Origin of the sequence: Mesorhizobium sp. M0139 (genome assembly GCF_040322455.1) — a bacterium.
Taxonomy (GTDB): Bacteria; Pseudomonadota; Alphaproteobacteria; order Rhizobiales; family Rhizobiaceae; genus Mesorhizobium.
On the sequence record NZ_JAMYTN010000004.1, the window covers coordinates 144893 to 160004 of the forward strand.

Consider the following 15112-nt stretch of genomic DNA (forward strand, 5'->3'; position numbering starts at 1 on the left):
CTCGAAGGGCTTTGAGTCGATGGAGATGTATTGTCCCGGACCGGGCGATGCCAGTCCAGCACAAATGACCACCGACCACAGGCTTCCGTACCCAGCCGCACGGCTCAGAGATTGTTCGAAATTCGCTCTGGCGAGTCATAATGATGGTGGTTTCGAGAACCGGAGCGCAGCGGCCATTGGTCCGTGAGCACGGGAAGCGCAGAAACCACCTTCAGATGGCCGCCGGAGTAGAATTTCCAAACAATCTCTAGGCGAACTCCATGATCACCGCATCGACAGCCAGGCTGTCACCCGGCTTGGCGTTGAGCTTCGACACGACAAGATCGCGGTCGGCGCGCAGCACGTTTTCCATCTTCATCGCCTCGACCACGGCCAGCGTCTCGCCGGCCTTGACCTCCTGCCCCTCGGCAACTGCGATCGACACGACCAGGCCCGGCATCGGGCAAAGCAGCATCTTGGACGTGTCCGGCGCCACCTTCTCCGGCATCAGCCTTTCCAGCTCCGCCGTGCGCGGCAGCATGGCGCGCGCCGTCACCGACATGCCTTTCCAGGCAATGCGCAGGCCGTTCGGCGCCGGCCTGATCTGCGCCGTGACCTTGCGGGCACCGACAGTGCCGCGCCAGATGAGGTCGCCCGGCCGCCAGTCGGACGCCACGGTCAGCGCTTTGCCGCCATCGACCGACAGATCGATTTCCATCGGAATGGAGATCATGCCCTCGATGATCGAAGCCTGGAGATAGTCGTCGCCGAGCTTCACCACCCAATCGCGCTTGAGTGCGCCCGAATGCGGCGCCAGCCGCCCGCCCAGCCGGTCAAGCCGATCGCGGCGCAGAAGCTCGACCGCGGTGGCGATCGCCGCCAGCACTGCCTTTTCATCGCCATTGGGCACGATCGGCGCGAAGCCGTCAGGATATTCCTCGGCGATGAAGCCCGTCGATATCCGCCCCTCGCGCCAGCGCGGATGCTGCATCAGCGCCGCCAGGAACGGGATGTTGTGCTCGATGCCGTCGACGACGAAACTGTCCAGCGCTTCCGACATGGCATCGATGGCCTCGATACGCGTGGGCGCCCAGGTGCAGAGTTTTGCCACCATCGGATCATAGAACATCGAAATCTCGGAGCCTTCGGTGACGCCGGTGTCGTTGCGGATGAAGACATCGCCGAACTTGCCCTCCTCCGGCGGCCGGTAGCGCGTCAACCGGCCGATCGAGGGCAGGAAATTGCGATAGGGATCCTCGGCATAGAGCCGGCTTTCCACCGCCCAGCCGTTCAGCTTGACGTCGCTCTGCTCGATCGCCAGCTTCTCGCGGGCGGCGACACGGATCATCTGCTCGACCAGGTCGATGCCGGTAACAAGCTCCGTCACCGGATGCTCGACCTGCAATCGTGTATTCATTTCAAGGAAATAGAAGTTCTTTTCAGCATCGACGATGAACTCGACGGTGCCGGCGCTCTGGTAGTCGACCGCCTTGGCCAGCGCCACGGCCTGCTCGCCCATGGCCTTGCGCGTCCTGGCATCGAGGAATTGCGACGGCGCCTCTTCCGCAACCTTCTGGTTCCGGCGCTGGATCGAGCATTCGCGCTCGCCGAGATAGAGGGCGGTGCCATGCGCGTCGGCCAGCACCTGGATTTCGATATGACGCGGATCGACGACGAACTTTTCGATGAAGACTCGGTCGTCGCCGAACGAGCTTTTCGCCTCCGAGCGCGCCCGGTCGAAGCCGTCGCGCACTTCCGACTGGCTCCAGGCAATGCGCATGCCTTTACCGCCGCCGCCGGCCGAGGCCTTGATCATCACGGGATAACCGATCTCGCCGGCGATCTTTTCGGCATGGTCGGCATTTTCGATGACCCCAAGCCAGCCGGGAACCGTCGACACCTCAGCGGCCTTGGCGAACTTCTTCGATTCGATCTTGTCGCCCATCGCCTTGATAGCCTTGGGTTTCGGACCGATGAAGACAATGCCCTCAGCCTCAAGCGCTTCGCAGAAGGCGGCCCGCTCCGACAGAAAACCGTAGCCGGGATGCACGGCCTGCGCGCCCGTCTCCTTGCAGGCAGCGATGATCTTTTCAGGCAGAAGATAGCTTTGCGCGGCAGGCGATGGCCCGATATGCACGGCTTCGTCGGCCATTTCGACGTGCACGGCGTCGCGATCGGCGTCGGAATAGACCGCTACGGTGGCAATCCCCATCCTGCGCGCCGTCTTGATGACGCGGCAAGCAATCTCGCCGCGATTGGCGATCAGGATTTTCGTGAACATCGAAGGCGTTTCCTCGGTCTTTCGTCCTTCTTATGGGCTTCGGCAGCCGGGCTCAAGCACCGCCGGCAGCGCACCCATCAAGACACTCCCTGCCCGCCAGGCCCGTGCCGAGGGGCGAAGGTTGGGCTCGCCGACGACTGGGCCAAGATTTGCGCCATATTTGGTCGCCAAATCGGGTTGAAACAGTATAAAAACCCTGAAAGCCTGAAGACCAATCGCCTTGGGAGGAATTGCCTGATGAAAACCCGCGCCGCTGTCGCTGTCGCCGCCGGAAAGCCGTTGGAAATCATGGAGGTCGACCTCGACGGACCGCGCGAAGGCGAGGTGCTGGTCGAGATCAAGGCGACCGGCATCTGCCACACCGACGAGTTCACCCTGTCGGGCGCCGATCCCGAAGGCCTGTTTCCGGCAATCCTCGGCCATGAAGGCGCTGGCGTTGTCGTCGATGTCGGCAAGGGCGTCACCTCGGTCAAGAAGGGCGACCACGTCATCCCGCTCTACACGCCGGAATGCCGGCAGTGCCCATCCTGCCTGTCGCGCAAGACCAATTTGTGCACCGCCATCCGCGCCACGCAGGGCCAAGGCTTGATGCCCGATGGCTCCTCGCGCTTCTCGATCGGCAAGGACAAGATCTTCCACTATATGGGCTGCTCGACCTTCTCCAATTTCACCGTTTTGCCCGAGATCGCCGTCGCCAAGGTCAACCCGGACGCGCCCTTCGACAAAATCTGCTACATTGGTTGCGGCGTCACCACCGGCATCGGCGCGGTCATCAACACCGCGAAGGTCGAGCAAGGCGCGACTGCTGTCGTCTTTGGTCTCGGTGGCATCGGCCTCAACGTCATCCAGGGCCTGAAGCTCGCCGGCGCTGACATGATCATCGGTGTCGACCTCAACAACGACAAGAAGGCATGGGGCGAGCGCTTCGGCATGACGCATTTCGTCAATCCGAAGGAGATCGACGGCGACATCGTTCCTCACCTCGTCAACTTGACCAAGCGCGGCGCCGACCAGATCGGCGGCGCCGACTACACATTCGACTGCACCGGCAACACCAAGGTGATGCGCCAGGCGCTGGAAGCCTCGCATCGCGGCTGGGGCAAGTCGGTCGTCATCGGCGTGGCCGGCGCCGGCCAGGAGATTTCGACCCGGCCGTTCCAGCTGGTCACCGGCCGCACCTGGATGGGCACCGCCTTTGGCGGCGCACGCGGCCGCACTGACGTGCCGAAAATCGTCGACTGGTACATGGACGGCAAGATCCAGATCGACCCGATGATCACCCATTTGCTGAAGCTTGAGGACATCAACAAGGGTTTTGATCTCATGCATGAGGGCAAGTCGATCAGGAGCGTCGTCGTTTACTAAGTGCGATCAGCAAAAGTGGCGCCCGGTTTTGCGTCCGATCGCACACCAAACGGAGGAAGAACAAGCCGCCGACCGAAGGGCCAGCGACTGAAGTTGCACAGGTTCAACAAGGGAGGAAGACAATGCCTGAGAAACTGCATCCCAAAATCGACAATGGCTTGCCAAAGGAGAGCGCAAGCTTTGCCGGCGGCACGCTGGTCTGCGCCTGCACCAGCAAGCCGGTGAAGGTGACGGTCAAGGGCCAGATCGCCCACAACCATGCCTGCGGCTGCACCAAATGCTGGAAGCCTGACGGCGCGGTGTTCTCGGTCGTGGCCGTAGCCGGCACCGGCGATGTCACAGTCACCGAAAACGGCGACAAGCTGAAAGTGGTCGACCCCTCGGCACTTATCCAGCGTCACGCCTGCACCGGCTGCGGTGTCCATATGCACGGACCGGTCGAGCGCGACCATCCGTTCAAAGGTCTGTCCTTCATCCATCCCGAGCGCTTCCAGGAAGACGGCTGGTCACCGCCGGGCTTCACCGCTTTCGTTTCGTCGATCATCGAATCCGGTGTCGACCCCAAGCGCATGGACGGCATCCGCGGCCAGTTGAAGTCGATGGGCCTCGAGCCCTATGACTGTCTCAACCCCGGCCTGATGGATTACATTGCCACCTGGACGGCGAAGAAGTCGGGCGCGCGGCCGGCCTGACAGTACGAGATTTCTGGCATGGGGCCGGGTAACATGCCGGCCCCATGTCCGTTTTGGAGAGATAATGCCGGCACCCGCCATCTACGTCGACGCCGACGCCTGCCCGGTGAAAGCCGAGGTCGAGAAGGTCGCCGAGCGCCATGGCGTGGTCGTCACCTACGTCTCCAATGGCGGGCTGCGTCCGTCGCGCGATCCGATGATTCGCAACGTCGTCGTCTCTAAAAGCGCCGATGCCGCTGACGATTGGATCGTCGAGAACGCAAAACCCAACGACATCGTGATCACCGCCGACATCCCGCTTGCCGCTCGCACCGTGGCGCTCGGCGCGCATGTGCTTGGGCCAGCCGGCCGGCCGTTCACGCCGGAGACCATCGGCATGGCGGTTGCAATGCGCGATTTGAAGCAGCATCTGCGCGAAACCGGCGAGAGCAAGGGCTACAATGCCAGCTTTGCGCCACAGGATCGCTCGCGTTTCCTGGGTGAGCTCGACCGTATCTTGCGGCGGGCTCTGAAATCCGTCACACCCGACCAGACGTGAAGCATCATCCGAGGTCGGGCTATGGCCGACACATCGCCGAATAACCCCTTGCAGCGGCACAAGCAGTTCTTTGTGTCGCTAGCCGTCGGTCTGGTCGTATTTGCCGCGGTATTGCCTTTGATTGGATCGCTCCCCGTCTCCACGCGGCTTGCTTATTCGATCTCGATTGCCGCCGATTCCTTCTTCGTCGTCTTCATCGCGCTCGTCATCGCCAAGATGCCGCTGCTGTCCGGCCGCTATCTCAGCAAGAACGCGCGCGAACTGGACCTCCCAGTGCTGGGCATCTTTGCCATCACGCTCGGCATCGTCGCCATGGCCATTGTCCTGCTGTTCCTTTTGATCAATCACAAGGATCGCGACCCCATCGAACTCGGCTTCGCCATGCTGTCGATCCCGCTTGGCTGGTTCACCATCCATGCCATGGCCGCCCTCCACTATGCGCATGTCTACTGGATGGACGGCGACGCGATCGATGCCGAAACCAAGAAGAAGATACCGGTCGGCGGCCTCGATTTTCCCGGCAGCAAACGGCCGGACGGTTGGGACTTTCTCTATTTCGCGACGGTGATCGGCATGACCGCGCAGACCGCCGACACCGCGATCACGACCTCGCATATGCGCCGCGTGGTGCTTGTCCATTCGATCCTGTCGTTCTTCTTCAACGCCGTCATCGTCGCCGCCGTCGTCAATCTCGCGGTGAGCCTCGGCAATTGAGTATCCGTGCCCGCGATAAACCCGTGCCCGTAATAAAAACGTGACCGCATGAAACATCGCTTTCGATAGCGACGTATTGGGAGGACAAGGACGAGCGCGGCCATCCCAGGATCGCGCAGCCGGAGGCGAGGAAAAGATGGAAACCATTACCATGAGTCAGCCCGGCGCAGGCGTCGATGCCGCCTCAACGAAGGATGCGACGCTGATCTACCGGCAATCGCGCTGGACCCGCCTGACGCACTGGCTGTGGGCGATCTCGCTGTTCTTCTTGCTTTTATCCGGCCTGCAGATCTTCAATGCCCGGCCGCAGCTCTACATCGGCAAGCAATCCGGCTTCGAGTACAACAACACCGTCTTTGCCATCGGCGCCGAAAACACCGCCACCGGCCCGCGCGGCTATACCGAAATCTTCGGCCATCGCTTCGACACCACAGGCGTGCTCGGCTGGTCGGGCCCGGCCCGGCAGCAAACGTCGCGTGCCTTCCCGTCCTGGGCGACAATCCCGTCCTATTACCATCTCGGCACCGCCCGCGTTGTGCATTTCTTCTTCGCCTGGATACTGACAACCACCTTGGTCGTCTGGCTGGTCGCCAGCCTGGTCAACGGCCATCTGCGCCGCGATCTGGCGCCGCGCCTTGACGATCTCAAGCGGCTGCCGCAGGACATCATCGAGCACGCCAAGCTCAGGTTCCACCACACACGCGAATACAACACGCTGCAGAAAATGGCCTATGGCGGCGTACTGTTCGTGCTGTTGCCACTCATGATCATCACCGGCCTTGCCATGTCGCCGAGCATGAACTCGGTGCTGCCCTGGCTCAACGAACTGCTCGGCGGAAGGCAGACGGCGCGCACCATCCATTTCACGGTGATGGTGCTGCTGGTCGGCTTTTTCATCGTCCATATGATGATGATCCTCGCCGCCGGCCCGATCAACGAACTGCGCTCGATCATCACCGGCTGGTACCGCACCGATCCGCCAAGGCATGGCGACACCGAGAGGAGTGCGTGAGATGGCCAAATTCCAGATCAGCCGCCGAAAGTTCCTGACGGGCGCCGGCCTCGGCGTTTCCGGCATCATGTTGTCGGGCTGCGATGCCTTCGACAGCCAGCTCGGCATGGGCGACGGCCTGCGCAGTTTCCTCGAAAACGCCAATGGCCTGACCTACCGCGCGCAACGCTGGCTTGCCGGCCGCGATGCTCTGGCGCCGGAATTCACCGAGGCCGACATCCGCCAGCCGCAGCGGCCGAACGGCGTCACCGCGCCCGACGATGACACCTACAAGGGCCTGCTCGCCAACAATTTCGCCGACTGGCGGCTGGAGGTAACGGGCCTGGTCGAAAAGCCGCTGTCGCTCAGCCGCGAGCAGTTGGAGAACATGCCGAGCCGCACGCAGATCACCCGCCACGACTGTGTCGAAGGCTGGAGCTGCATCGCCAAATGGACCGGCACCCCGCTGTCGCTGGTGCTCGACCAGGCTGTGGTCAAGCCGCAGGCCCGCTATGTCATGTTCCACTGCCTCGATACGATCGATCGCAGCCTCTCCGGGGAAATCAAATATTACGGCACCATCGACCTGATCGATGCCCGCCACCCGCAGACGATCCTCGCCTACGGCCTCAACGGCAAGCCGCTGCCGGTCGAAAACGGCGCGCCGCTGCGCGTGCGCGTCGAACGACAGCTCGGCTACAAGATGCCGAAGTATCTCTACAAGATCGAGCTCGTCGACAGTTTTGCCAATATCGGCGGCGGCCGCGGCGGCTATTGGGAAGACAATGGCTATGACTGGTATGGCGGGATTTGATGGCCTCGCATTCTGACCGAGCACGATCTGACTCCGACCGAACCGAGCTTGCCTGAGGAAGCCGGTTTCGATCGCGTGGCCGAACTTGGCGATTGGCCTGAAGACACTCCAATATCGTCCTCTGCAAAACGGTCGCAGAAAACGGCGCGGCTTAAGCAACCTTGTCGAGCAGTGGCTTGAGCGCCGGATGTATCTCCGGCGAGGCGAGTTTGATCAGCGTCAGCAGCGCGCGTTCATTGTCACGCAGCGGGCGGTCGGTGCCGATGCGCTCGGCCAGCCATTTCGCCTCGCTCGCGTCGATCGTCTCGGCGCGGCGCGCGAGTGCCTCGGCGGCACGGTTCTTCGACTCCCATTCGGCCTCGATGTCGCCGGGCGAACGATAGGCTTCCATGATGCCGGCCAGTCCGCCCGACACCATGCGGCTGAAGAAGCCACCAATTTCGGGCTCGGCCTGGTCCAAGAAACTGTCACGACGCAGCGCCACATCGCGCGTCGGCGCTTCGTAGCCGGCCGAACACATGACGAAATTGGCGAGCGCCTTGACGAACAGGTCGTTCCAGGACGGGTCGTTGTGGGTCGCTGCGGTCTGCTCGTTGATCTGGAACAGCACCTCGGCCTCAACCCGTGTGATGGCGATGTTACCGTCGCCGCCATAGGCATGGAGAATGCGGCGCAACAGATCGACCTCTGCCTTGGCGACCAGCCCGGGAACCAGCGCGCCGCCGAGCATCAGTGGTCCCTTGCCGTCGACCACCGCGTTGGCGACCTGCTCGAGCGCATAGGCGGAGAGCCGGCCGGGCGATGATTTCGCCCTTTCCAGCACATGCACCAGCAGCTCCAGTTCGGTCACACTGTCGACCATTCCGTCGCGCGAGATGGTCTGGATCAGCCAACCGGCATTGTCTTCAGAGATATAGCCTGCCGGCTTTTCCTGGTGGACGATGTAGTCGGTAACGGCCTCGACGAAGAATTCAGGCCATTGCGGACATTTGTCCGTCGCTGTCGCATCGAGCGCGAACAGTGCTTCAGCCTCGCCGCGCGTCACCACGCCGTCAGCGAACACTTCGCGACGCAGCATGACCACATCTTCCGCCGTGATGCGGTCCTTCGAGGCCAGCCCCACCACCGGCGCGCTCCCGATCCGTTCGCCCATCTGTCAATCCCCATCCGCCGTGCCCAACGCAATTGCCGGCCAAACCGTCAGCCCAGAATATCGCCATTGTCTTGAAAAACCGGCAAACGGCGTGGTTAGCGAAGACTGTAAAGACGACGCGCTTTACGTGTCGCTGGCAGGTGACAAGGTGTCGCCGACAAGCTATGGATGGCGCGTCGAGGGCTTAAGTTTTGAGTCCTACCTGTTTGCGGGAGAGAGCAGCGCGAGCTGCCGCCGAAGGGGAAATCGCCCGAAATCTCTCAGGCAAAAGAACCGTAGACGGGAAAGACACTCTGGAAAGTCGGGGCTTGCCCCCGCGCCGAAGGTGTAAGCGTCGCCGACAGAGTTCCGGTTGCGCGAGTCTCTCAGGCTTCAGACAGAGGGGCACGGACTGGTCGCCAGCAGCGGCCGATTGCGTGCGACTCTGGAGATGACATGACGGGCGACGACACCAAACACCTTCCTCTCGAAGATCTGCACGCCGGCGCACGCTTTGGCGCCTTTGCGGGCTGGTCGATGCCGCTGACCTATCCGGCCGGCGTGATGAAGGAGCACCTTCACACCCGCGAACATGCCGGCCTGTTCGACATTTCGCATATGAAGCTGTTCGCTGTCAGCGGACCGGGCGCTGCGGCACTGCTCAACCGCGCCAGTCCGCTCGATGCCGGCGCGCTTGAGATTTCACAGTCCAAATATAGTTTCTTCCTCAACGAGGCCGCCGGGATCATCGACGATCTGATCGTCACCCGGCTCGGCGCCGAGCGCTTCATGGTGGTCGCCAACGCCGGGAATGCGGTCGAGGACGAGAAGCATTTGCGTGCGCTGGCCGCGGACTTCGACGTCAAAGTCGATGCGCTCGACCGCGTCTTCCTGGCGATCCAGGGGCCGGAAGCCTGGGCTGCCTTGTCCCGCGCCGGCATCGAGACCGGCTCGCTCTTGTTCATGCATGGCATCGAGCCGAAGCAAAACTGGTTCATGAGCCGCTCCGGCTACACCGGCGAGGACGGCTTCGAGATCGGCCTGCCGGAGGCGGATGCGCGCGCTCTGGTCACGAAACTGCTCGAGGACGAGCGTGTGTTGTGGATCGGCCTTGCTGCCCGCGACTCGCTGCGGTTGGAGGCCGGCCTGTGCCTGCACGGCCAGGACATCACGCCGGAGATCGATCCGGCGAGTGCCGGCCTGATGTGGGCGATCCCCAAAGATCTCCGCGCCGGCGGGTCCTTCATCGGCGCCGATGCGCTGCGGTCCATCCTGGAGCGCGGGCCGTCGCAAAAGCGCGTCGGCCTGAAGCCGGACGGCCGCCAGCCGGTGCGCGCCGGCGCTGCTTTGTTCGATGCCGACGGCGATCCGGCCGGCTACGTGACATCAGGCGGCTTCGGCCCGTCGGCCGGCCATCCCGTCGCCATGGGCTATGTGTCAACGGCCTTGGCCAAGCCGGGCACGAAACTGTTCGCCGACGTTCGCGGGACGAAAATCCCGGTCGATATCAGTTCCTTGCCCTTCACTCCTCATCGCTACCGCAAAGGATAATTCCGATGGCAAAAACCTATTTCACACAAGATCACGAATGGCTGAGCGTCGAGGGAGGCATCGCCACCGTCGGGATAACCGACTATGCGCAGGAACAGCTTGGCGATCTCGTCTTCGTCGAACTGCCTCAAATCGGCACCAAACTCAGTAAGGGCGACACCGCCGTGGTCGTCGAATCCGTCAAGGCGGCATCCGATGTTTATGCGCCGGTTGATGGCGAGATCACCGACGCCAACGGCGCGCTGTCCTCGGACCCGTCGCTGGTCAACTCCGCTGCGACCGGCGACGGCTGGCTGTGGAAGATGAAGCTCGCCGACGAAGGCCAACTCGCAGGCCTCATGAATGAGGCCGCCTACAAAGCCCATATCGGTTGACATCAGGACCTATTGCCATGAGCGCAGCACTTACCCCCTTCTCGGCCCGCCACATCGGTCCTGATGTAAACGACGTCAGAGCCATGCTTGCCGTGATCGGCGTTCCCTCCGTCGAGACGCTGATCAGCCAGGCCGTGCCGCAGTCGATCCGCCTCGATCTGCCGCTAGCCCTTCCCGCGCCGGCGAGCGAAGCCGAAGCGCTGGCCGAATTGGCTGCGACCATGGCAAAAAACAGGGTGCTGAAGAGCTTCATCGGCGCCGGCTATCACGGCGTCCATGTGCCGCCGGTCATCCAGCGCAACCTGTTCGAGAACCCGGCCTGGTACACCGCCTATACGCCCTACCAGGCCGAGATCAGCCAGGGCCGCCTGGAAATGCTGTTCAACTTCCAGACCTTGGTCACCGAATTGACCGGCCTGCCGGTGGCTTCGGCCTCCCTGCTCGACGAAGCGACGGCGGTGGCCGAAGCGGTCGGCATCGCGCTGCGCCATCACCGCGACAAGCGCACCAAGGTGGCGCTGGCCGGCACGCCGCATCCGCAGACGCTGGACGTCGTGCGCACCCGGGCCGAGCCGCTCGGCATCGAGATCGATGGCGAGACCATCGACGACAACACCGCCGCCCTGCTGGTCTCCTGGCCGGACACGTTTGGCGTCTATGGCGACCACAAGGCGGCGATCGAGAAGGCTCGCGCCACCGGCGCCGTGGTCGTCTTCATCGCCGATCCGCTTGCGCTCACGCTGACCGAAGCGCCGGCCAGGCTTGGCGCCGACATCGCCGTCGGCCCGATGCAGCGCTTTGGCGTGCCGATGGGCTTTGGCGGCCCGCACGCCGCCTATTGCGCCGTCTCCGACAAGCTGACCCGGCTGATGCCCGGCCGCCTCGTCGGCCAGTCGATCGACAGCAAGGGCCGTCCCGGCTATCGCCTCGCCCTGCAGACGCGCGAACAGCATATCCGCCGCGACAAGGCGACCTCCAACATCTGCACCGCGCAGGCGCTGCTTGCCAACATGGCGACCGCATACGCGATCTGGCACGGGCCTACTGGTTTGCAGGCGATCGCAGCCCGAATTCATGAGCTCGCCAACGGCCTCGCAGCAGGCCTGAAAACCGCTGGTGTTTCCGTGCTCGGCTCAAGCCGTTTCGACACGGTGACGGCCGAAGTGAAGGGCAAGGCAGCTTCGATCGCCGCTGCCGCTGAAAAAGGTGGCCGGCTGCTGCGCGTCATCGATGCCGACCGCATCAGCATCGCCTTCGACGAAACCTCGACCGAGGCGGATCTCGAGGCTATCGCCGCCCTGTTCGGCGCCAAGTCCGGCGCTACTGAGGCGGGCGCGATGCCCGGCAAGCCGCGCGGCAAGGAGTTTCTGACCCAGCCGGTTTTCCGCGAAAACCACTCCGAGACCGACATGATGCGCCTGCTGCGCAGGCTAGCCGACAAGGATTTGGCGCTCGACCGCAGCATGATCCCGCTGGGCTCCTGCACCATGAAGCTCAACGCGGCGGCCGAAATGATGCCGGTCAGCTGGCCTGTTGTCGCCAACCTCCATCCCTTCGCGCCGGCCAGCCATTCGGCCGGCTATCGCGCCATGGTCGGCGAGTTGGAAGGCTGGCTGGCGCAGATCACCGGCTTCGACGCCGTCAGCCTGCAGCCCAATGCCGGCAGCCAAGGCGAATATGCCGGCCTGCTCGCCATCCGCGCCTATCACCGTTCGCGTGGCGAAGGCCATCGCACCATCTGCCTGATCCCCCAGTCCGCGCATGGCACCAATCCCGCGAGTGCGGCGATGGCCGGCATGAGCGTCGTCGTCGTGCGTTGCCTGGAGGACGGCAATATCGACATGGACGATATGCGGGCCAAGGCCAACGAGCATTCGAAGAACCTCGCGGCGCTGATGTTCACCTATCCCTCGACGCACGGCGTCTACGAGGAAGGCGCGCGCCACCTGTGCGCTCTCATCCACGAACATGGCGGCCAGGTCTATTTCGACGGCGCCAACCTTAACGCGCTGGTCGCCCTGGCGCGGCCCGCCGATATCGGCGCCGATGTCTGCCACATGAACCTGCACAAGACCTTCTGCATCCCGCATGGCGGCGGCGGTCCGGGCGTCGGTCCGATCGGCGTCAGGGCGCATCTGAAACCCTATCTGCCGGGTCATGTCACCGAACGTTCGGCGCATGCCGTGTCCGCTGCCCCGTTCGGCAGCGCTTCCATCCTGCCGATCACCTGGATGTACATCCGCATGATGGGCGCCGCCGGCCTGAAGCAGGCGACGGAGACGGCGATCATCTCGGCCAATTATGTGGCGACGCGGCTCGCGCCGCACTTCCCGCTTCTCTACAAGGGCAGGCACGATCGCATCGCGCATGAATGCATCCTCGACATGCGCGTCCTCAAGGAGAGCGCCGGCATCAGCGTCGACGATATCGCCAAGCGGCTGATCGATTACGGTTTTCACGCGCCGACCATGTCGTTCCCTGTCGCCGGCACGCTGATGGTCGAGCCGACCGAATCCGAGCCCAAGCGCGAACTCGACCGGTTCTGCGAGGCGATGATCGCCATCGCCGGCGAGGCAGCGAAAGTGGCGAAGGGCGAATGGCCGCTCGAGGACAACCCGCTGGTCAATGCCCCGCACACGGCGGCCGAAACCCTTGCCGGCCAGTGGACTCACCCCTATTCGCGGCTGGAAGCGGCCTACCCCGCCGGCGATGTCGACAAAGCGGCCAAATACTGGCCGCCGGTCTCGCGCATCGACAATGTCGCCGGCGACCGCAACCTCGTCTGCTCCTGCCCGCCGCTGTCGGAATATCTCGGCGCCGCCGAATAACACTCTGGCCTGTCAGGCTGAGCGCAGGGCCGGTCCGTCGGCTTTGCCGTTGAGGACAAGCACGCGATTTCGCCCGTCGTTCTTGGCCGCGTAGAGCGCCCGGTCGGCCTCGGCCAGCACTTCATCCAGGCTGCTGCCGTCTTCCTTGCCAAAGCCAATGCCGCCGCTGACGCTGCTGCGCAACGGCCCGCGCGGCGTCGGCACCACTTCCGTGCCGAAGGCGACGCCGATCCTGCTGGCGAGATCGTAGGCCTTGTCTTCGGTCATCCGAGACATGACCAACGCGAACTCCTCGCCGCCCAGCCGGAAGGCGTCGACGCCAACCCTGTCATACTTCTTGATGACTGCGGCGAAACGGCAGAGCACCCGATCGCCGACGGGATGGCCATAGACATCGTTGGTTCGCTTGAAGTGGTCGAGGTCGAACATGGCGACCGACATGAACGGGCCGAAGACGCGCTCGCGATAGAGCGAGTTCAAAGCCCGCCGGTTCATCAGACCGGTCAACGGGTCGGTCAGGGTCTCGGCCTTCAGTTCGATCTGTGCCTGCAGATGATGCAGCGACAGCGTCAGCGCGCCGAGAGCCGTCATGCAGGCGACCGCCACGACCGAATTCAACCGCTCGGCCCAATTGTCGGGTGCGACGCCGAGCACCCACTGGCCCTTGACCAGAAGCACGGCGCCGCAGAGCCCGAAGGATACGCCGCAGACGCCGCTTAGCGCCGAAACGACCAGCAGAATGCCGCGATCCTGACCGCCCTTGATCCAGAACATCACCCCGATCGAGGCGAGCAGCACTGTTACCGTCGTATAGGTGAGGATGAAGCCGACACCATCGAAACCGAGATAGGTCACGCCGGCGCAGACAGCGATCGCGAGCATGGCCGGCAGGACAGCGCGGCTGTAATTGCGCACACCAAGATATTGCATGGCCGAAAGTGAAAGCGCCAGGAAACCGAGGCTGAGCAGCGCCAGCGCTGCCTGACAAAGCAACGGACTGGGCTCCCTCGTGTAGCGCCAGAAGACGATGACGTGGGCGACAAGGACGAGAATGCCGCACGCCACCGTCAGCACGAAGCGTGCACGCGGCGCCGTGAACCAGATCACAAACATGGTGACGCTCAGGCATGTGCCCGACAGCGCAGCCGCCAGCAATAGCGAACTGAAATCCAGCATGGATGAGCGGCAACCTTTGGGATCTTCGATTTGTGGCGCATCATAGGCATGCAACCGGCCGGAGATACCGTTTTCGGCCGGTTTTCAAAGCAACCTGCCGACAGGGTTTACAAAGCGTCGACTGCCGTCCCGCGAAGCTCGGCACGCGAGTGTCCCTAGTCTCAGCCCTTGTTGAGCAGCGCCAGATTGGCGTTGATCACGCTCGGGTCGGCCATGCCGGCCCTTGCTTCCATGAGCAGCGCTCTCGCCTTCTTCTTGTTGCCGCGCAGCAGCTGCGAATAGCCCATATTGTTGACAATCTGCGGCTTGCGCCCGGCAACCTTCAAAAGCTGGTCGTAGGCGCGGTCGGCGAAGTCGAAGCGGCCGAGTTCGTCATAGGAGGCGGCAAGCCCCATCCATCCCTCGGCACTGTCGGCCTTCAGTTCCACGGCCTTGCGGAAATGCTGTTCGGCAAGGCCGTAATTGGCCTCGCGGAACTGCGCCTTGCCTTGCGCAAGGTCGGAGGTGCTGACGTCTTTTGCCACCGGTTGGATCGATGTGGTCTTGGTTTTGTCGACGTTGTCGGTCGTGCAGCCGCCGACCATCAAGACCGCCGCTAGCGCGGCCATTGCCGTGAAACTTCTGTGACGCATGCCCCTGGCCCCAATCGCCCGATTTACCGGGTCGTTCTCTGAGGA

Annotated in this window: 13 protein-coding genes and 1 riboswitch; of the genes, 9 read left to right on the forward strand and 4 right to left on the reverse strand. The window is 63.1% G+C overall.

The window, feature by feature from the left end:
* Positions 1-247 precede the first annotated feature (247 nt).
* Positions 248-2260: an acetyl-CoA carboxylase biotin carboxylase subunit gene (locus tag NKJ58_RS08040; RefSeq protein WP_352852926.1), complete on the reverse strand. Its 2013-nt coding sequence runs from the start codon at positions 2258-2260 to the stop codon at positions 248-250.
* A gap of 237 nt (positions 2261-2497) precedes the next feature.
* Between NKJ58_RS08040 and NKJ58_RS08045 the strand changes: the two genes are divergently transcribed.
* The 6 genes from NKJ58_RS08045 (at position 2498) to NKJ58_RS08070 (ending at position 7374) form a co-directional block, all read left to right on the forward strand.
* Entirely contained in the window at positions 2498-3625 is a 1128-nt protein-coding gene (locus NKJ58_RS08045; RefSeq protein WP_023681583.1) for an S-(hydroxymethyl)glutathione dehydrogenase/class III alcohol dehydrogenase, read from the forward strand.
* Positions 3626-3747: 122 nt separating this feature from the next.
* Complete coding sequence (gfa, locus tag NKJ58_RS08050) at positions 3748-4317, forward strand: S-(hydroxymethyl)glutathione synthase (protein ID WP_023710637.1); 570 nt, start codon at positions 3748-3750, stop codon at positions 4315-4317.
* A 64-nt stretch (positions 4318-4381) separates the two neighbouring features.
* Positions 4382-4855, forward strand: a complete 474-nt coding sequence (locus NKJ58_RS08055; RefSeq protein ID WP_352518661.1) for a YaiI/YqxD family protein — start codon at positions 4382-4384, stop codon at positions 4853-4855.
* A gap of 21 nt (positions 4856-4876) precedes the next feature.
* Entirely contained in the window at positions 4877-5569 is a 693-nt protein-coding gene (locus NKJ58_RS08060; protein WP_023688301.1) for a DUF1345 domain-containing protein, read from the forward strand.
* A 136-nt stretch (positions 5570-5705) separates the two neighbouring features.
* On the forward strand, positions 5706-6581 hold the full coding sequence (locus NKJ58_RS08065; protein WP_352852927.1) for a cytochrome b/b6 domain-containing protein: 876 nt from the start codon (positions 5706-5708) through the stop codon (positions 6579-6581).
* A gap of 1 nt (position 6582) precedes the next feature.
* A complete protein-coding gene (locus NKJ58_RS08070; protein WP_023681588.1) occupies positions 6583-7374 on the forward strand; it encodes a molybdopterin-binding protein in 792 nt (263 codons plus the stop codon).
* Positions 7375-7525: 151 nt separating this feature from the next.
* Here the strand turns inward: NKJ58_RS08070 and NKJ58_RS08075 are convergent, their stop codons facing one another.
* Entirely contained in the window at positions 7526-8527 is a 1002-nt protein-coding gene (locus tag NKJ58_RS08075) for a hypothetical protein (protein WP_352852928.1), read from the reverse strand.
* Between the two features lie 199 nt (positions 8528-8726).
* Positions 8727-8813, forward strand: a riboswitch (glycine riboswitch).
* A 149-nt stretch (positions 8814-8962) separates the two neighbouring features.
* Here NKJ58_RS08075 and gcvT point away from each other — a divergent pair.
* The 3 genes from gcvT to gcvP are packed head-to-tail and all read left to right on the forward strand — an operon-like array spanning position 8963 to position 13259.
* Entirely contained in the window at positions 8963-10057 is a 1095-nt protein-coding gene (gene gcvT / locus NKJ58_RS08080) for a glycine cleavage system aminomethyltransferase GcvT (protein ID WP_023681590.1), read from the forward strand.
* A gap of 5 nt (positions 10058-10062) precedes the next feature.
* On the forward strand, positions 10063-10431 hold the full coding sequence (gene gcvH / locus NKJ58_RS08085; RefSeq protein ID WP_023681591.1) for a glycine cleavage system protein GcvH: 369 nt from the start codon (positions 10063-10065) through the stop codon (positions 10429-10431).
* Positions 10432-10448: 17 nt separating this feature from the next.
* Positions 10449-13259, forward strand: coding sequence for an aminomethyl-transferring glycine dehydrogenase (gene gcvP, locus NKJ58_RS08090; RefSeq protein ID WP_352852929.1), 2811 nt, complete (start codon positions 10449-10451; stop codon positions 13257-13259).
* A 12-nt stretch (positions 13260-13271) separates the two neighbouring features.
* On the opposite strand, the gene NKJ58_RS08095 is transcribed toward gcvP, so the two are convergent.
* Both NKJ58_RS08095 and NKJ58_RS08100 read right to left on the reverse strand, forming a co-directional pair.
* Positions 13272-14435, reverse strand: coding sequence for a GGDEF domain-containing protein (locus NKJ58_RS08095; RefSeq protein ID WP_352852930.1), 1164 nt, complete (start codon positions 14433-14435; stop codon positions 13272-13274).
* Positions 14436-14596: 161 nt separating this feature from the next.
* On the reverse strand, positions 14597-15067 hold the full coding sequence (locus NKJ58_RS08100) for a hypothetical protein (RefSeq protein WP_023667596.1): 471 nt from the start codon (positions 15065-15067) through the stop codon (positions 14597-14599).
* Between the last annotated feature and the right edge of the window lie 45 nt (positions 15068-15112).